The 14,193-nt window shown below is 69.1% G+C and carries 12 protein-coding genes; 8 read left to right on the forward strand and 4 right to left on the reverse strand.

Features of this window, described 5'->3' with window-relative positions; all coding sequences use genetic code 11:
* Positions 1-121: 121 nt before the first annotated feature.
* Positions 122-1,090: a LysR family transcriptional regulator gene (locus ACSFBE_RS21085; RefSeq protein WP_435492367.1), complete on the reverse strand. Its 969-nt coding sequence runs from the start codon at positions 1,088-1,090 to the stop codon at positions 122-124.
* A gap of 66 nt (positions 1,091-1,156) precedes the next feature.
* On the opposite strand from ACSFBE_RS21085, the gene ACSFBE_RS21090 reads away from it, so the two are divergent.
* Positions 1,157-2,215, forward strand: a complete 1,059-nt coding sequence (locus ACSFBE_RS21090) for an NADP-dependent oxidoreductase (RefSeq protein WP_435492368.1) — start codon at positions 1,157-1,159, stop codon at positions 2,213-2,215.
* Between the two features lie 73 nt (positions 2,216-2,288).
* On the opposite strand, the gene ACSFBE_RS21095 is transcribed toward ACSFBE_RS21090, so the two are convergent.
* Positions 2,289-3,056 (reverse strand): SDR family oxidoreductase, encoded by a 768-nt coding sequence (locus ACSFBE_RS21095; protein WP_435492369.1) that lies wholly within the window; start codon positions 3,054-3,056, stop codon positions 2,289-2,291.
* Positions 3,057-3,203: 147 nt separating this feature from the next.
* Here ACSFBE_RS21095 and glf point away from each other — a divergent pair, with 147 nt between their 5' ends.
* The 4 genes from glf to ACSFBE_RS21115 all read left to right on the forward strand — a co-directional run bounded on the left by glf (position 3,204) and on the right by ACSFBE_RS21115 (position 7,531).
* Positions 3,204-4,343 carry a UDP-galactopyranose mutase gene (glf, locus tag ACSFBE_RS21100; protein ID WP_435492370.1) on the forward strand — a complete coding sequence of 380 codons (1,140 nt, stop codon included), beginning with the start codon at positions 3,204-3,206 and terminating at the stop codon, positions 4,341-4,343.
* A gap of 41 nt (positions 4,344-4,384) precedes the next feature.
* Positions 4,385-4,675 carry a hypothetical protein gene (locus ACSFBE_RS21105; protein WP_435492371.1) on the forward strand — a complete coding sequence of 97 codons (291 nt, stop codon included), beginning with the start codon at positions 4,385-4,387 and terminating at the stop codon, positions 4,673-4,675.
* Between the two features lie 105 nt (positions 4,676-4,780).
* Entirely contained in the window at positions 4,781-7,258 is a 2,478-nt protein-coding gene (locus ACSFBE_RS21110) for a glycosyltransferase (protein ID WP_435492372.1), read from the forward strand.
* 21 nt (positions 7,259-7,279) lie between these two features.
* Positions 7,280-7,531 (forward strand): hypothetical protein, encoded by a 252-nt coding sequence (locus tag ACSFBE_RS21115; RefSeq protein ID WP_435492373.1) that lies wholly within the window; start codon positions 7,280-7,282, stop codon positions 7,529-7,531.
* A gap of 45 nt (positions 7,532-7,576) precedes the next feature.
* On the opposite strand, the gene ACSFBE_RS21120 is transcribed toward ACSFBE_RS21115, so the two are convergent.
* A complete protein-coding gene (locus ACSFBE_RS21120; protein ID WP_435492374.1) occupies positions 7,577-7,834 on the reverse strand; it encodes a hypothetical protein in 258 nt (85 codons plus the stop codon).
* Between the two features lie 116 nt (positions 7,835-7,950).
* Here ACSFBE_RS21120 and ACSFBE_RS21125 point away from each other — a divergent pair, with 116 nt between their 5' ends.
* From ACSFBE_RS21125 to ACSFBE_RS21135, 3 genes are read left to right on the forward strand one after another with little or no spacing between them, the layout of a single operon-like run.
* Positions 7,951-8,235, forward strand: coding sequence for a hypothetical protein (locus tag ACSFBE_RS21125; protein WP_435492375.1), 285 nt, complete (start codon positions 7,951-7,953; stop codon positions 8,233-8,235).
* Between the two features lie 52 nt (positions 8,236-8,287).
* Positions 8,288-9,442 carry a zinc-dependent alcohol dehydrogenase gene (locus tag ACSFBE_RS21130; protein WP_435492376.1) on the forward strand — a complete coding sequence of 385 codons (1,155 nt, stop codon included), beginning with the start codon at positions 8,288-8,290 and terminating at the stop codon, positions 9,440-9,442.
* Between the two features lie 23 nt (positions 9,443-9,465).
* Positions 9,466-9,972, forward strand: coding sequence for a hypothetical protein (locus ACSFBE_RS21135; RefSeq protein WP_435492377.1), 507 nt, complete (start codon positions 9,466-9,468; stop codon positions 9,970-9,972).
* 4 nt (positions 9,973-9,976) lie between these two features.
* Here ACSFBE_RS21135 and ACSFBE_RS21140 read toward each other — a convergent pair whose 3' ends face one another.
* On the reverse strand, positions 9,977-14,125 hold the full coding sequence (locus ACSFBE_RS21140) for a CheR family methyltransferase (protein WP_435492378.1): 4,149 nt from the start codon (positions 14,123-14,125) through the stop codon (positions 9,977-9,979).
* Between the last annotated feature and the right edge of the window lie 68 nt (positions 14,126-14,193).

A 14,193-nucleotide genomic window follows, 5' to 3' on the forward strand; every position in this document is an offset into this window, starting at 1 on the left:
ATTCCATGCGGGCTGCAGCCAGATCTTTGATTCCTGGCGGCAATCCGGAAGAGTGCAAGCTCTTCCGGATTTTTTATTGTCCTGCTCACGCTTTGCTCGCACCCCCGGCGGGCCGTTTGCGTCACGGCGTGACGGCTGCCTGTCGCAAGGCGCCGGCTGCGATCGTGGCATCCCACGGCGCGGGTGACGGAAACACCTCCTCGAGAAACGAGATGAACGCCTTGACGTTCGGGCTTGCGCGTCGGCTCTCGGGCCAGACGGCGGTGATCGTCGCGCCGTCGACCGAGAACTCGGCAAGAACGGGCACCAGCAATCCCCGCTCGACGTAAGGTGCCGCGATCCATGACGCCGCCATGCCGATGCCGCCACCGGCGGCCAACACCTCCGCGACCGCGTCGCTGACATCCACCACGATCGCCGCGTCGGGCGTGAACTCGATGGTTCGGCTGGCGACCTTGAACATCCACCGCATCGTCTGCCCCGAGGTCTGGTAGCGAAAATTCACGCAGTCGTGATCCCGCAGATCCTCGGGCTTGCGAGGCGTTCCCCGCGCCGCCAGATAGGCCGGCGAAGCGAACGCGCCCACCCGGACCGAAGCGAAGCCGCGCGAGATCAGGTTGGAGTCTGCGAGATGGCCGATGCGTATCGCCACGTCGATCCCTTCCTCCACGAGATTGACGAACCGGTCATTCAGCCGCAGGTCGATGTTGAGCTTGGGATGGCGACGCCGAAATGCCGGCAGCGCCGGCGCGAGCAGGCGCGTGCCGATGGGCAGCGGCGCTGCGACCTTGAGCGTTCCGAAGGGCTCGGACCGCACCGCTGCCGCTGCCTGGACGACCTCTTCGGCAGCCCGCAGCAGGTGCAACGCGCGCTCGTGCATTTCGCGCCCCTCCGGCGTCAGGACGAGCGAGCGGGTCGTTCGTGTGAAGAGGCGCAGGCCCAGTTGCTGCTCGAGGCGCTGGATCGTCTTGCTGACGGCCGAGGGAGAGACGGACAGCGACTGCGCCGCCGCCGTGAAGCTGCCGTAAGACGCCGCGCGCGCAAACGCGACGATGCCGGTAAGACGCTCCAAGCTGATTTGTTCCGTCATGGCACTGAAGAAGTGAGTCTGTGAAGGATTATCAAACCGAAGGCGGATATCCACACTCGGGGCCTGATGTGTTCCAACACGAACAACCCCCTGAAGGTGAAAGAGAGAGCGATGACGTCAAAGACGATGAAGGCGATCCGGCTGCACGCGTTCGGCGGCCCCGAGGTGCTGCGCTACGAGGACGCACCGGTCCCCGAACCGAAGTCCGGCGAGGTGCGCGTTCGCGTTCACGCGGTGGGCATCAACCCGCCCGACTGGTACCTGCGCGACGGGCACAAGATGCTTCCTCCCGACTGGCGGCCGCCGGTGCCCTTGCCGGCCATTCCGGGGTCGGACGTGTCGGGCGTGGTTGAGGCCGTCGCGGCGGATGTCCGAGGCTTCGCCGTCGGCGACGAAGTCTTCGGCATGGTCCGCTTTCCCAGCTACGGGGAAAGCGCGGCCTATGCGCAGTACGTCGCCGCGCCCGCGTCGGACCTGGCGCTCAAGCCAGCCGGCATCGACCATGTGCACGCGGCGGGGGCGCCCATGGCAGGACTCACCGCCTGGCAGTTCCTGATCGCACTGGGGCACGAGCATCCCAACCCGCTGCAGGCGGAACGCCATCGCCCGGTTCCGCTCGACGGCAGAAAGGTGCTCGTCAACGGCGCGGCCGGCGGCGTGGGGCACTTCGCCGTGCAACTGGCGAAATGGAAGGGTGCGTCCGTCATCGCGGTGGCATCGGGCACGCAGGCGTCGTTCCTGCGCGAACTCGGGGCGGACGAATTCATCGACTACACCCAGAGCGCTCCCGAGGAGGCCGCGCGCGACCTCGATCTCGTCCTCGACACCCTCGGCGGTCCCACCACGGGTCGTTTCCTGCGCACGCTGAAGCGCGGCGGCGCATTGTTCCCGGTGTTCCCTTTGGGCTTCTCCGGCGCCGAGGACGCCGCAGCGCGAGGCCTCACGGTCTCAACGACCCAGGTGCGCTCGAACGGCCCGCAGCTCGCTGAATTCGGACGCTTGCTCGATGCGGGGACGGTTCGCGTCGCCATCGACAGCACCTTTGCGCTGGCGGATGCGCAGAAGGCGCACGAACGAGCCGCCCGCGGGCACATCCAGGGGAAGATCGTGCTCACGGTTGCGTGATGACGAAGGGGCTAGGAACGCGCCGCCTTGTGTTCGTCTGGCTGGCCCGGCAAAGCCGGTTGGCTTCTGCACGTCAACCGGCCCGATAGACCGACACCCCACCATCGGCCAGCAAGGCCGAGCCGGTAACGAAGGACGCGGCTTCCGACGCCAGGAAAAGCGCCACGCGCGCCAGTTCTTCCGGGCGCGCGAGGCGCTGCAGCGCGTGCAGGCTCGCCACCTTCGCCAGAGCATCGGGCGTGCTGTTCATCGCACGGGCCATCGGCGTGTCGGTGCCGCCGGGCAGCAGCGCGTTGACGCGAATGCCCTGCGCGCCGAACTCGGTGGCCAGGGCCTGCGTGAGGCCCACCAGGCCGGCCTTGCTGGCCGCGTAGGCGGCCACGCCCGGAAAGCCCGTCGTGTGGCCGACGAAGGTGGAGGTGAAGATCACGCTGCCCGAACCTTGCCGGACCATGGCCGGAATCTGGTGCTTGGCCGCCAGGAAGGCGCCGCTCAAATTCACTGCGATGGTCTCGTTCCAGTCGGCCAGGGCGATCTCGGGCGTGGGCCCCAGCGGCCCGAGCGTGCCGGCGTTGTTGAAGGCGGCATCGAGTCGATCGAAGCGCGAGAGCGCCAGGGCCACCAGGTCGGCCGCGAACTGCTCGTCGCGGACGTCACCGGCGAGCCGCACCGCGCACCCGCCGGCGGCACCGATGCGCGCGACGAGGGCATCCAGCGCCGACTCTCGCCGCGCACCCAGCACCAGCGCCGCGCCTTCCGCCGCGAACAGCAGCGCCGCCGCCTGCCCGATGCCCGAGCTCGCGCCGGTGATGATGACCGTCTTGCCTGCCAGCGAACCCATTCCGACCTCCCGTGATTGAAAGGTCGGAGTCTGCGAGCGGGCGCGTCAAAGCGCGCGCCGAAAGCGGACATCGAACCGCGATCTCGCCCGCGGGCATGCGCGTTGCCCTGTGACACCGATCTTTCAACGGCTCTCACAAGGAACTCCATGCCCGCCTCCTCCTTTCGCCTCGATCAGGGCGTCGACCATCTGGTGGTCGGCGGTGGCTTCGCCGGCTGCGTGCTGGCCGAGCGACTGGCCAGCCAGCTGGGTCGCAGCGTGCTCATCATCGATCGGCGCGACCACATCGGCGGCAACGCCTACGACGGCCTCGACGAGGCCGGCATCCTGATCCATCGCTACGGCCCGCACATCTTCCACACCAACTCGGAGAAGGTGCTCGACTACCTGTCGCAGTTCACCGCATGGCGGCCGTACGAGCACCGCGTACTGGCCGAGGTCGACGGCCAGCAGTTGCCGATGCCGATCAATCTGACGACGCTCAACAAGCTCTACGGGCTGCAGATGGATTCGGAGGCGGCGGTGGCATTTCTTGCCGCAAGGGCGACGCCAATGGCCGAGATCCGCAGCTCGCGTGACGTGGTGGTGAGCCAGGTCGGCGAGGCGCTCTATCGCACCTTCTTCGAGGGCTACACGCGCAAGCAGTGGGGCCGCGACGCGACCGAGCTCGACCGCTCGGTCACCTCGCGCGTGCCGACGCGCACCGATGCCGACGACCGCTACTTCCAGGACCGCTACCAGTGCATGCCGCGCGAGGGCTACACCCGCATGTTCGAGCGGATGATCGACCACCCCAACATCCACTTCCTGCCGAGCACCGACTACGCCGAGGTTCGCGACGTGATCCCGCACGACCACCTGGTCTACAGCGGCCGGGTCGACGAGTACTTCGGCTATTGCTACGGCAAGCTGCCCTACCGCTCGCTGCGCTTCGAGCACAGCACCCTCGACCAGCCGCAGCTGCAACAGGTCGCGGTGGTGAACTACCCCTCGCCGGAAGTGCCCTATACCCGCATCACCGAGTACAAGCACCTGACCGGCCAGACGCATCCGCGCACCAGCATCACGCGCGAGTTCCCGACCGACGAGGGCGACCCGTACTACCCGATCCCCGCGCCGGAGAACGCCGCGCTGTACCGGCGCTACGAGGCGCTGGCCGAACAGACGCCCGGTGTCAGCTTCACCGGCCGCCTGGGCACCTACCGCTACTACAACATGGACCAGGTGGTGGCGCAGAGCCTCGCGCTGTTCGCGCGCATCGCGCAGGACAGCAGCGTGCCCGCCTGAGCAGACCAACGTCGCTTGATTCTTTTACCCAGGAGATCCCCATGGCTCAGTCCAACCCGGTCAGCAGCAGCGGCGACGGTACCCGTCCCACCACCGACGGCGGCGTCGACAACATCGGCGCCGGCGAGAAGTTCACCGGCAAGCAGACGCCCGGCGGCGATGTGGCCGGGCCGGCGCCCAAGGAACGCATGAGCGACAAGCGCAGCGACGTGCGCAACGCGAAGCACGACGACCTCGACATCTTCGGCATGCACGAAGAACAGACCTCGGAAACCAACCGCGAACCGGTGCCCCGGCCCGAGGAGATGCCGGTGAACCAGCCCAAGGACTGAGCGCCGCGCCGGCGGGCCGACCGGCGGGCGAAGGGGGTGGCATGTCGGTTGCCATGCAGGCAGAGCGACATCGGCCTTCGATGAAGCGCCCACCTTGCCGCCAACGTGACGCCCCTCATCCCCTCCCCCGACGCACGCGCATCGACCGCGGGCCACGCGCACCCGGCTCACGAGACGCCCTTCCGTTCCTTCTGGATGGGCGGCTACGAGGGGGCCGACCACCTCAACAGCCACGGCATGGCGCTGAACCTGCGGCGCAGCAACGGCCACGTGGGCCGGCTCGACGAAGACCACGCCGCCTTGGCGCCGTTCGGCATCCGCACCATCCGCGAGAGCATTGGCTGGCGCGCATCGACCGATGCGCGGGGCCGGCTCGACCTGAGCGCGGCGCTGCGCACCGCGCGCAGCGCCCGTCGCCACGGCCTGCAGGTCATCTGGACGCTGCATCACTACGGGCTGCCGCCGGGCGTGGACTTTTTCGCTGAAGATTTTGCGCACCGATTTGCCGACTTCTGCGGGGCGGTGGCGCGGGCCCTGAAGCGCGACGGCGAATCAGCCCCCGTCTACCAGCCGATCAACGAGATCTCGTTCCTGAGCTGGGCCGCCGGCACGACAAACCTGGTCCACCCCTACCAGCCCGGCCCGGCCGCGCGCGGCTGGGAACTGAAGTGCCGACTGGCGCGCGCGGCCATCGCCGGCTGCGATGCGCTGTGGAGCGTGGCGCCGAATGCCCGCATCGTCCACACCGACCCGGTGATCCATGTGGTGGGCGAGCATGCCGACGAGCGGGCGATGCGCGATGCCGCCGCGCTCGTCGAGCAGCAGTACCAGGGTTGGGACCTGCTCTCGGGCCGGCTCGAGCCCGGGCTGGGCGGCGCGCCGCGCTACCTCGACCTGCTGGGCATCAACTACTACCACAGCAACCAGTGGGCCTGGCCGTCGGAAGAGCGGCTCTTCTGGCACCTGTCCGACCCGCGACGGCGGCCCTTCGATGCACTGCTGGACGACGTCTGGCAACGGTATCGGCGGCCGCTGTTCGTCGCCGAAACCGGCCACGTCGGCATCGGCCGCACCCCCTGGTTCGAGGACATCGCACAGGCCGTGCTGCGCGCCCAGGCGCGGGGCGTGCCGCTGCATGGCGTGTGCCTGTATCCGCTGGTCGACCGCACCGACTGGGAAACGCCCAGCCAGTGGCACCGCAGCGGGCTGTGGGACGTGCGCGGCGCCGCCCGGGCGCACCCCGACGACACCGCCGCGCTGCCGCGCGTGCTGCACGCGCCGCTGGCGCAGCGGCTTCGGCAGTGGCAGGCCCATGTGCCGGCGCCCGATGCCGCTGCGGCCGATGCCTTGGTTTCCGACCCCGCCTTCCCTTTCTCCATCCACTCCACAGGACCTGCCATGACCACTCTGATCGTCTTCTCCCATCTGCGCTGGGACTTCGTCTACCAGCGCCCGCAGCAGCTGCTGTCGCGCCTCGCCAAGCGATTCTCGGTGGTCTTCGTCGAAGAGCCGGTGCCCCACGCGGAACGTGCCGCGCTCGAGCGGCTGCAACCGTGCGTCGGCGTGGAGGTGCTGCGGCCGCACCTGACCGGGAGCGCGCCTGGCTTTCACGACGACCACATCCCGCAGCTGCAGGCCATGCTCGCCGACCACCTGAAGGCGCGGGCGATGAACGACTACTGGCTGTGGTTCTACACGCCGATGGCGATGCCGCTCGCGGCCGGCCTGCACCCCGGTGGCGTGATCTACGACTGCATGGACGAGCTGGCCGCCTTTCGCCACGCACCACGCCAGTTGCTGCAGCGCGAGAACGCCCTGTTCAAGATGGCCGATCTCGTCTTCACCGGCGGCCAGAGCCTCTACGAATCGAAGCGCGACCGGCATCCGCGGGTGCACTGCTTCCCGAGCAGCGTCGACGCGGCCCACTTCTCGAAGGGGGTGGACGGCGACACCATGCACGCCGCGCAGGCCCACATCGGCGGCCCGCGCATCGGCTACTGCGGCGTGATCGACGAGCGGGTGGACCTCGGCCTCATCGATGCGCTGTCGCAGGCGCATGACGACTGGGAGATCGTGATGGTCGGCCCGGTGGTCAAGATCGATCCGGCCTCGCTGCCGCAGCGCGGCAACATCCACTGGCTGGGCCAGCAGGACTATGCCGACCTGCCCGCGCTGATCGCCGGCTGGGACGTCTGCCTGATGCCCTTCGCGCTGAACGAGGCGACCCGCTTCATCAGCCCGACCAAGACGCTCGAATACATGGCGGCCGGCAAGCCGGTGGTGAGCACCCCGATCCGCGACGTGGTCACGCCCTATGCCGGCATCGTGGCCATCGCCGACACGCCCGATGCTTTCGTCGCCGCCTGCGAGCAGGCCCTGGCGCAGACCCCCGAGCAACGCGCACAGGCCGAAGCCGCATGGGCAGCGGTGGTGGCCGGCACCTCCTGGGACGGCACGGCCGCCGCCATGGTCGCGCTGATCGAAGCCCAGGCGCAGGGCAAGCCACGCACCGAGCGCGAGACCGCCGACCAGACACTGACCCCGACCGCGCCGACCGTGTTGCCGACGTCTGCCGTTGCCTGACATCGACACAGGAAAACGACCATGACAACCCCCGAACGTGCCACCCACAGCACCCCGGCCGAGAAGGCGATGAAGCAGACCGCGAAGACCACCGCGGAAACGCGCGGCAACGACCCGGACGACGACGCGGCCGTCGGGCCCAACGATGGCCCGGCCATCACGCGCGATCGGGAGGTTTCGCCGGGCGACGCACCCGTCGGCCGCTCCGGCAGCGACGGAAGCTCGCCGTACGAGGAGCCAAACCACCGGGCCAAGAAGCAGCGTTCGGATTGATCGCGCCGGCCGCTCACGAATGGGGTGGCGATCGGTGGCGCCGCTTCAGTGCGGTTTCTCCTGCCCGCCCGACTCGGCCGCATTGCGTGCGAGCAAGCGCCGGCCATCGGGCGTGATCGCCAGCACGCGGACCATGTGAACGCGCGCTGCGTTTTCCTCCTCCGGCGCCAGCGGCACGCGCAAGGGCAAGGCGGCGATCAGGCCGGCGGCCATCAGGACTCGCAGTTCGTCGACCTCGTCGTCGTCGGAGACATTGAGCGGCAGTTTTTGCCGCGCGACCTGTCTGAGCCGTGCAATCGACATCGGTTTCCTCCGGGCTGGGGTTGTGCGCCGCGTGGGAGCAATCGGCATGCCGGCCCGCCCCGATCGGTCGCCAGGCACGCCGGTTGCCCGCGCAGCCGCATCCACCACGGCACGCCATGACCTTGTCCCAGCACTATCACGCGGCGCAGGCGTTGAGCCCTAAGGCTGCCCGACTGGCGGCACGGCTGCTCGACGGCGCGGTCGACATTCCCTTCGAATGGCGGCTGTCGCTGCGCATGGCGCTGGTCGAGCGCGGTCGCACCGCGCGCCCCTTCACCACCACCGACCTGGCACCGTTGGCGGTCGACGCGGGCGACAGCCCCGATACGGAAGGCCGGCCGCAGGACCAGGCGCGGCGCTTCATGCGCGCGCTGCAGGGCGACGCCTCCGGCCGCGAGTGAGCGGCCCGGGCACGCGGTGTGCCCTGCGAAAGCACTCTTCGAAAGGACCTTCATGCGAGCGATGAACTACCGCGGGCCTTACCGGGTGCGGGTGACCGAGGTGCCCGACCCGGTGATCGAGCATCCCAACGACGCCATCGTGCAGGTCACGCGCGCGTGCATCTGCGGCTCCGACCTGCACCTGTACCACGGCCTGGTGCCCGACACGCGGGTGGGCACGGTCTTCGGCCACGAGTTCGTCGGCACCGTGGTGGAGATCGGTGCCTCGGTGCAGAACCTGAAGATCGGCGACCGCGTGCTGGTGCCCTTCAACGTCTTCTGCGGCACCTGCTACTGGTGCCAGCGCGAGCTCTACGGCAACTGCCACAACACCAATCCGCAGGCCACCGCGGTCGGCGGCATCTACGGCTACTCGCACACCGCCGGCGGCTACCAGGGCGGGCAGGCGCAGTACGTGCGCGTGCCGATGGCCGATGTCGGCCCGACCAAGATCCCCGACCAGCTGCTGCTGGAAGACGCGGTGCTGCTCACCGATGCCTTCCCCACCGGCTACCAGGCGGCCGAGATGGGCGGCATCCGCGAGGGCGACACGGTGGTGGTCTTCGGTGCCGGCCCGGTCGGCATCTTCGCGGCCAAGTCGGCCTGGCTGCTGGGCGCGGGACGGGTGATCGTGGTCGACTGCGTCGAGTACCGGCTCGAATTCGTCCGGCAGTTCGCGCAGTGCGAGACGGTGGACTTCAAGACGGTCGACGACATGGCGATGCACATCAAGAAGATGACCGACTGGCTCGGCGCCGATGTCTGCATCGACTGCGTGGGCGCGGAGGCCAGCGGCAGCGCGCTGCAGAGCCTGACCGGCGTCAAGCTCAAGATGCAGGCCGGCGCGGCCACCGCGCTGCACTGGGCGATCAACTCGGTGCGCAAGGGCGGCGTGGTGTCGATCGTGGGCGTGTACGGCCCGACCTTCAATTTGGTGCCGATCGGCAATGCAGTCAACAAGGGCCTGACGCTGCGGATGAACCAGGCCAGCGTGAAGCGCCACCTGCCGCGGCTGATCGAGCACATCCAGGCCGGCCGCATCGAGCCGCACAAGGTCATCACCCATCGGATACCGCTGGAGGATGCCGCCGACGCCTACCACCTCTTCTCGAGCAAGCTCGACCACTGCATCAAGCCGGTGCTGATTCCGCCCGGCGTGACCGTCTGAACATGGGAGAACCAGGAACCGCCATGGACACACCCGACCGCTACGCCCACATCCCCGGTTGGGGCGCCGACCTCGACCACGCCAATCGGCCGGCCTATCCGCGCGAGCGCACGCCGCCGCGGCTGGAGGGCGTGCACTGGGAGCAGCCCACGCCGCAACCCGAACGCATCGAGGTGCTGATGTCGACCGAACACCCGGTGCGGCCGCCGATCTTCGGCACCGGTCCCGCGCCGAGCGGCCTGAGCGGCAGCATCCGCCGCTATGCCTTCGGCTTCAGCGAGAACGACCTGCGCCACTGGCTGCTGCTGCTGTTCGCCGACCGGGTGAACGTGGGCGAAGGCCTGCTGTCGGACCTCGCACGCGGCCATGTGCCGAACGTCTATGCCGAGATGGGCGGCCGCGCCGAACTCCGACACAACCCGGTGGGGGCGGCCCGCAAGGCAGTCGTGCTGGCCGCCGTCGTCGGGCTGGCCTATGTGACGCTGCGACGGCGCAGCCCACGGCGCACACGCGCCGTGCCGCGGCGCTGAACGCTCAGCCGTGCGGGGTGGCGCGCAAGCGCAGGCCCGCCACCACGGTCTTGAGCGCCTCGAAGTCGACCGGCTTGGGCACATGGGCCTGGAAGCCCTCGCGCAAGGCGCGCTCCACATCCGCGGCGCGGCCGTAGCCGGTGACGGCGATCGCGGGCAAGCGCGCCATCGGCGGCGACTGGCGGATCTTGGCCATCAGCTGGTAGCCGTCCATCTCCGGCATGCCGATGTCGGAGATGAGCAGGTCGAAGCGCTCGTGCGCGAGCAACTCGAGCGCATCGGCGGCGCTTGAGGCGGTGCGCACCACCGCACCTTCGCTCTCCAGCACACTCGCGAAGGGCAGCAGGGCTTCAGTCATGTCGTCGACCGCCAGGATCCGCAGCCCCTGCAGCACATCGGCGCTGGCATCGCCGTGCGCCGCGCGGTCCACGCCGCCATCGACCGGCAGCCAGACGGTAAAGGTCGCGCCCTCGCCGATGCCGGGCGACGTCGCCAGGACGCGCCCGCCCTGCGCCCGGCTGAGCTCCTGCACCAGCGCCAGACCGATGCCCAGCCCGCCATCCTTGCTGCCGGGGGTGCCATGCGCCTGGTTGAACATGCCGAAGACCTTGGGCAGGAAATCCGGCGCAATGCCCACGCCGGTGTCGGCCACGGACAGGCGCAGGAAGCCCTCGTCGCGCGTCGCGGTGACCACGATGCGCCCGCCCGGTGGCGTGAACTTGATCGCGTTGTGCACCAGGTTCCAGACGATCTGCTCGGTGCGCACGCGGTCGCAGGGCAGCACCAGCCCGGGCGCGTCGCACACCCACCGCAGCGCGATGTTCTTGCTGGCGGCGTCCTCCTCGGCCGAGGCAACCACGGCTTCGATGACCGAGAGGGGCACCGGCTCCCGGTTGAGCTTGAGCTTGCCGGTGCGTGCGCGCGACAGGTCGAGCAGGTCGTCGATGATCTTCGCCTGGCTGCGGACGGCGCCCCGGATGCTGATGGCCACCCGCTGCACCGCGGGCAGCTCGCGCAGTTCCGGCAGCCGCATGAGCAGCTCCGCATTCACCTGGATCAGGTTCAGCGGATGCTTCAACTCGTGCGACATCACGGCCAGGAACTGGTCCTTGAGCTCGATGGCGCTGCGGGCCTGCGAACTGTCGCGCCGCTCCCGCTGGAGCATCGCCTCGCGGGCGGCTTCCTTCTGCTTGCTGTCGGTCACGTCGCGGGCGATCTTCACGAAGCCGCCGATGCTGGCGTCGGCGATCGGCGTCATGACGCCGCTGCAGAAGAAGATCGACCCGTTCTTGCGCCGATGCCAGCGTTCGTCCTCGACCCGCCCGACCGCGCGCGCCGTGCCGATTTCCCGCGCCGGTGCGCCGGAGGCGCGGTCCTCGGCCGTGAAGATGAGGTCGATCGGCTGCCCCACCGCTTCGTCCTCGGGGTAGCCGAACAGGCGGCGCGCGCCTTCGTTCCAGGTGTTGATGCAGCCGCCGTCGTCGGTGGTGATGATGGCGTAGTCGCGCGTGGTGAGGGCGGCAAGCCGCAGCCGCTCCTCGGTCGCGACCACCCGCTGCTCGGCGCGGCGCAGCTCGGTGACGTCGACGAAGCTCAGCACCGCGCCGGCGATCTTGTCGTCGGCGGTGCGGTAGGGCCGGATGCGCGCCAGGTAGTGCCGCTCGTCGATGCTGCGCACCGAGCGCTCCACGATGCGCAGTTGCTGGAACACCTGCTCGATGTCGGCGCTGAGGTCCTCATAGTCCAGCCGGTGCGTGATGTCCAGCAGCGAGCGCTCGAGGTCGGTGTTGATGACGTTGAATATCCGCGTCGCCTGCAGCGTGAAGCGCTTGATGCGCATGCCACTGTCGATGAAGACGGTCGCCACATCGGAGGCCACGATGAAGTTTTGCAGGTCGTCGTTGACCTTGCCGGTTTCCTCGACCTTGGTCTTGAGCTCGAAGTTGACGGTGATGAGTTCCTCGTTCATCGACTGCAGCTCTTCCTTGCTGGTTTCCAGCTCTTCGGCGGCCGAGCGCATTTCCTCGTTCATCGCCTGCAGCTCCTCGTTCGAAGCCTTCAGTTCCTGGGTCGACAGGTCGGCCTGCTCGATGGTGTGGCGCAGGTGGTCGCGCAGCTGCGACAGCTCGTTCTCCAGGTGGCCGATGCGCCGGAGTTCGACCGACTCCCCCGACAGCGCCGCCGAATCGGCCGGGGCCTCGCCCTCTTCGAAGCCCACCAGCGTGAGCGGCGATGGACCATCGTCGGACGGCACCAGTGCCGCCGAGATGTGGACGTAGTGGCGCTGGCCGTCGCGCTCGAACGCCACGTCGCGGACCACCGCCCGGCCGCCGCTCTGCGCGGCCTTGGCCATCGCGGTGCGCAGGTCCAGCCGCAAGGAAGGATGCACGTTTTGCAGCAATTCCGCCGTCGGCACGCCGCCCGACTGCTGCAGGTAGCGGCCGGCCCCTTCCGAAAGATGCAGGATGTTCATGTGGGCGTCGACCAGCACGCTCGGCGGCGCCACCCGCTCGCTCGCCCGCGCGTGCAGCTCCGCGACCGACGATCGGCTGCGCTCGCGCGGCGCTGCCTGGCGCGCGACGATCGGCCGCCCCGTCGGCACCGGCCCGGCGCCGGCCAGCGGCAGATGGCGCACCACGTTCGCATGCGGATTGGCGCGGTAGATACGGTGCTTCTTGTCCACCACCGTGAACAGGTTGGTCACCAGTTCGGCCGACTCCGAGCTGCCCAGAAACAGGTAGCCGCCCGGCCGCAGCGCCAGGCGGAACATCTCGAGGATGCTGGTCTGCGCTTCGCGCCCGACATAAATGAGCAGGTTGCGGCAGCAGATCAGGTCGAGCCGCGAGAAGGGCGGATCCCGCATGACGTTGTGCGCCGCGAACAGCACCGGCTCGCGCACCCCTTTGGCGACCCGGTAGTCGTCGCCATCCCGGTTGAAGTACTGCGCCAGACGCGCGGGCGGCACGTCGGCAGCGATGGCGGCCGGGTAGAGCCCCGCCCGGGCGATTGAAAGGGCCCGCTCGTCGATGTCGGTGGCGAAGATCTGCACGCCCGGTGTCAGCCCACGCCGCTCGGCACGTTCGCGCAGCAGGATCGACAGCGAATAGGCTTCCTCACCAGTGGCGCAGCCCGCCACCCAGGCGCGCACTGGATCGTCGGTTGGCCGGGCGTCCATCAACTCGGGGATCACCTCCCGCTCCAGCGCCTCGAAGGCCTCGCGGTCGCGGAAGAAGTTGGTCACGCTGATGAGCATGTCCTGCAGCAGCGCCGCGCTTTCCTCGGCGTGCTCCTGCAGATGGCGGCTGTAGCTGGGCAGGTCGGGCACGCCGCACACCTGCAGCCGGCGCTCGACGCGGCGCAGCACCGTGGCGCGCTTGTAGTGGCGAAAGTCGTGGCCGGTGCGCGCGCGCAGCTGGCCCATGATCGCCTGCAGCGCTTGCTCGGCCATGGCGAGTGGGCCGAGTGCCTCCGCCGGCAGGCTCTCTCCGTCGCCGTCGGGCGGCGGCGCGGGCAGCCAGATGCGCTGTGCGTTGCGCCAGAGGTCGAGCAGCCGTTGGGGCATCTCGGCCACCGGCAGCACGAAGTCGACCTGCCCGGTCGCGATGGCGGCGCGCGGCATCTCGTCGTATTCGGCGTCCTCGGGCGACTGCGCCAGGGTCAGGCCGCCTTTTTCCTTCACGCGCTTGAGCCCCACCGCGCCATCGGAGCCGGTGCCCGAGAACACCGCGCAGACGGCGCGCTCTTCGTGCACCTGGGCCAGCGCCCGAAAGAACAGATCGATGGCGACGTGGGGCCCACGCGTGCGGGTCGGCTCGGCCACGCGCAGCCAGCCATCGTTCATCGACAGGTCGCAGTTCGGCGCGATCACGTACACCCGGTTGGCTTCGACCGGCGTCGGCGCCAGCACCTGCAGCACCGGCATGCCGGTGCTGCGCTGCAAGATGGCCGCCGCGTTGCTTTCGTGGTGCGGCGACAGGTGCAGCACGACGACGAAGGCCATCCCGTTGTCGGCCGGCATGGCCTCGAGAAAACGCTGCAGCGCGGAGAGCCCGCCCGCGGACGCGCCGATGCCCATGACCGGGAAGGTCAGAGAGCTCTTGAGCAGCGTCGGCCGCTCTTCCGGATCAGTCGGCATCGCAAGGTCTGGTTGCATGGAAACTCCTCCCGCAATGTTAAGCGTGGCTGCGCCCCCGCGGGGGCCGCAGGCCGGGCGCTTGCGCA

This window comes from Variovorax sucrosi, assembly GCF_051216635.1.
In the GTDB taxonomy this organism is placed as follows: Bacteria; Pseudomonadota; Gammaproteobacteria; order Burkholderiales; family Burkholderiaceae_C; genus Variovorax.

Bases quoted from the DNA above. Each gene is read 5' to 3' on its own strand.
- ACSFBE_RS21085 (WP_435492367.1), bottom strand. From the start codon at position 1,090: ATGACGGAACAAATCAGCTTGGAGCGTCTTACCGGCATCGTCGCGTTT.
- ACSFBE_RS21090 (WP_435492368.1), top strand. From the start codon at position 1,157: ATGTGTTCCAACACGAACAACCCCCTGAAGGTGAAAGAGAGAGCGATG.
- ACSFBE_RS21095 (WP_435492369.1), bottom strand. From the start codon at position 3,056: ATGGGTTCGCTGGCAGGCAAGACGGTCATCATCACCGGCGCGAGCTCG.
- glf (WP_435492370.1), top strand. From the start codon at position 3,204: ATGCCCGCCTCCTCCTTTCGCCTCGATCAGGGCGTCGACCATCTGGTG.
- ACSFBE_RS21105 (WP_435492371.1), top strand. From the start codon at position 4,385: ATGGCTCAGTCCAACCCGGTCAGCAGCAGCGGCGACGGTACCCGTCCC.
- ACSFBE_RS21115 (WP_435492373.1), top strand. From the start codon at position 7,280: ATGACAACCCCCGAACGTGCCACCCACAGCACCCCGGCCGAGAAGGCG.
- ACSFBE_RS21120 (WP_435492374.1), bottom strand. From the start codon at position 7,834: ATGTCGATTGCACGGCTCAGACAGGTCGCGCGGCAAAAACTGCCGCTC.
- ACSFBE_RS21125 (WP_435492375.1), top strand. From the start codon at position 7,951: ATGACCTTGTCCCAGCACTATCACGCGGCGCAGGCGTTGAGCCCTAAG.
- ACSFBE_RS21130 (WP_435492376.1), top strand. From the start codon at position 8,288: ATGCGAGCGATGAACTACCGCGGGCCTTACCGGGTGCGGGTGACCGAG.
- ACSFBE_RS21135 (WP_435492377.1), top strand. From the start codon at position 9,466: ATGGACACACCCGACCGCTACGCCCACATCCCCGGTTGGGGCGCCGAC.
- ACSFBE_RS21140 (WP_435492378.1), bottom strand. From the start codon at position 14,125: ATGCAACCAGACCTTGCGATGCCGACTGATCCGGAAGAGCGGCCGACG.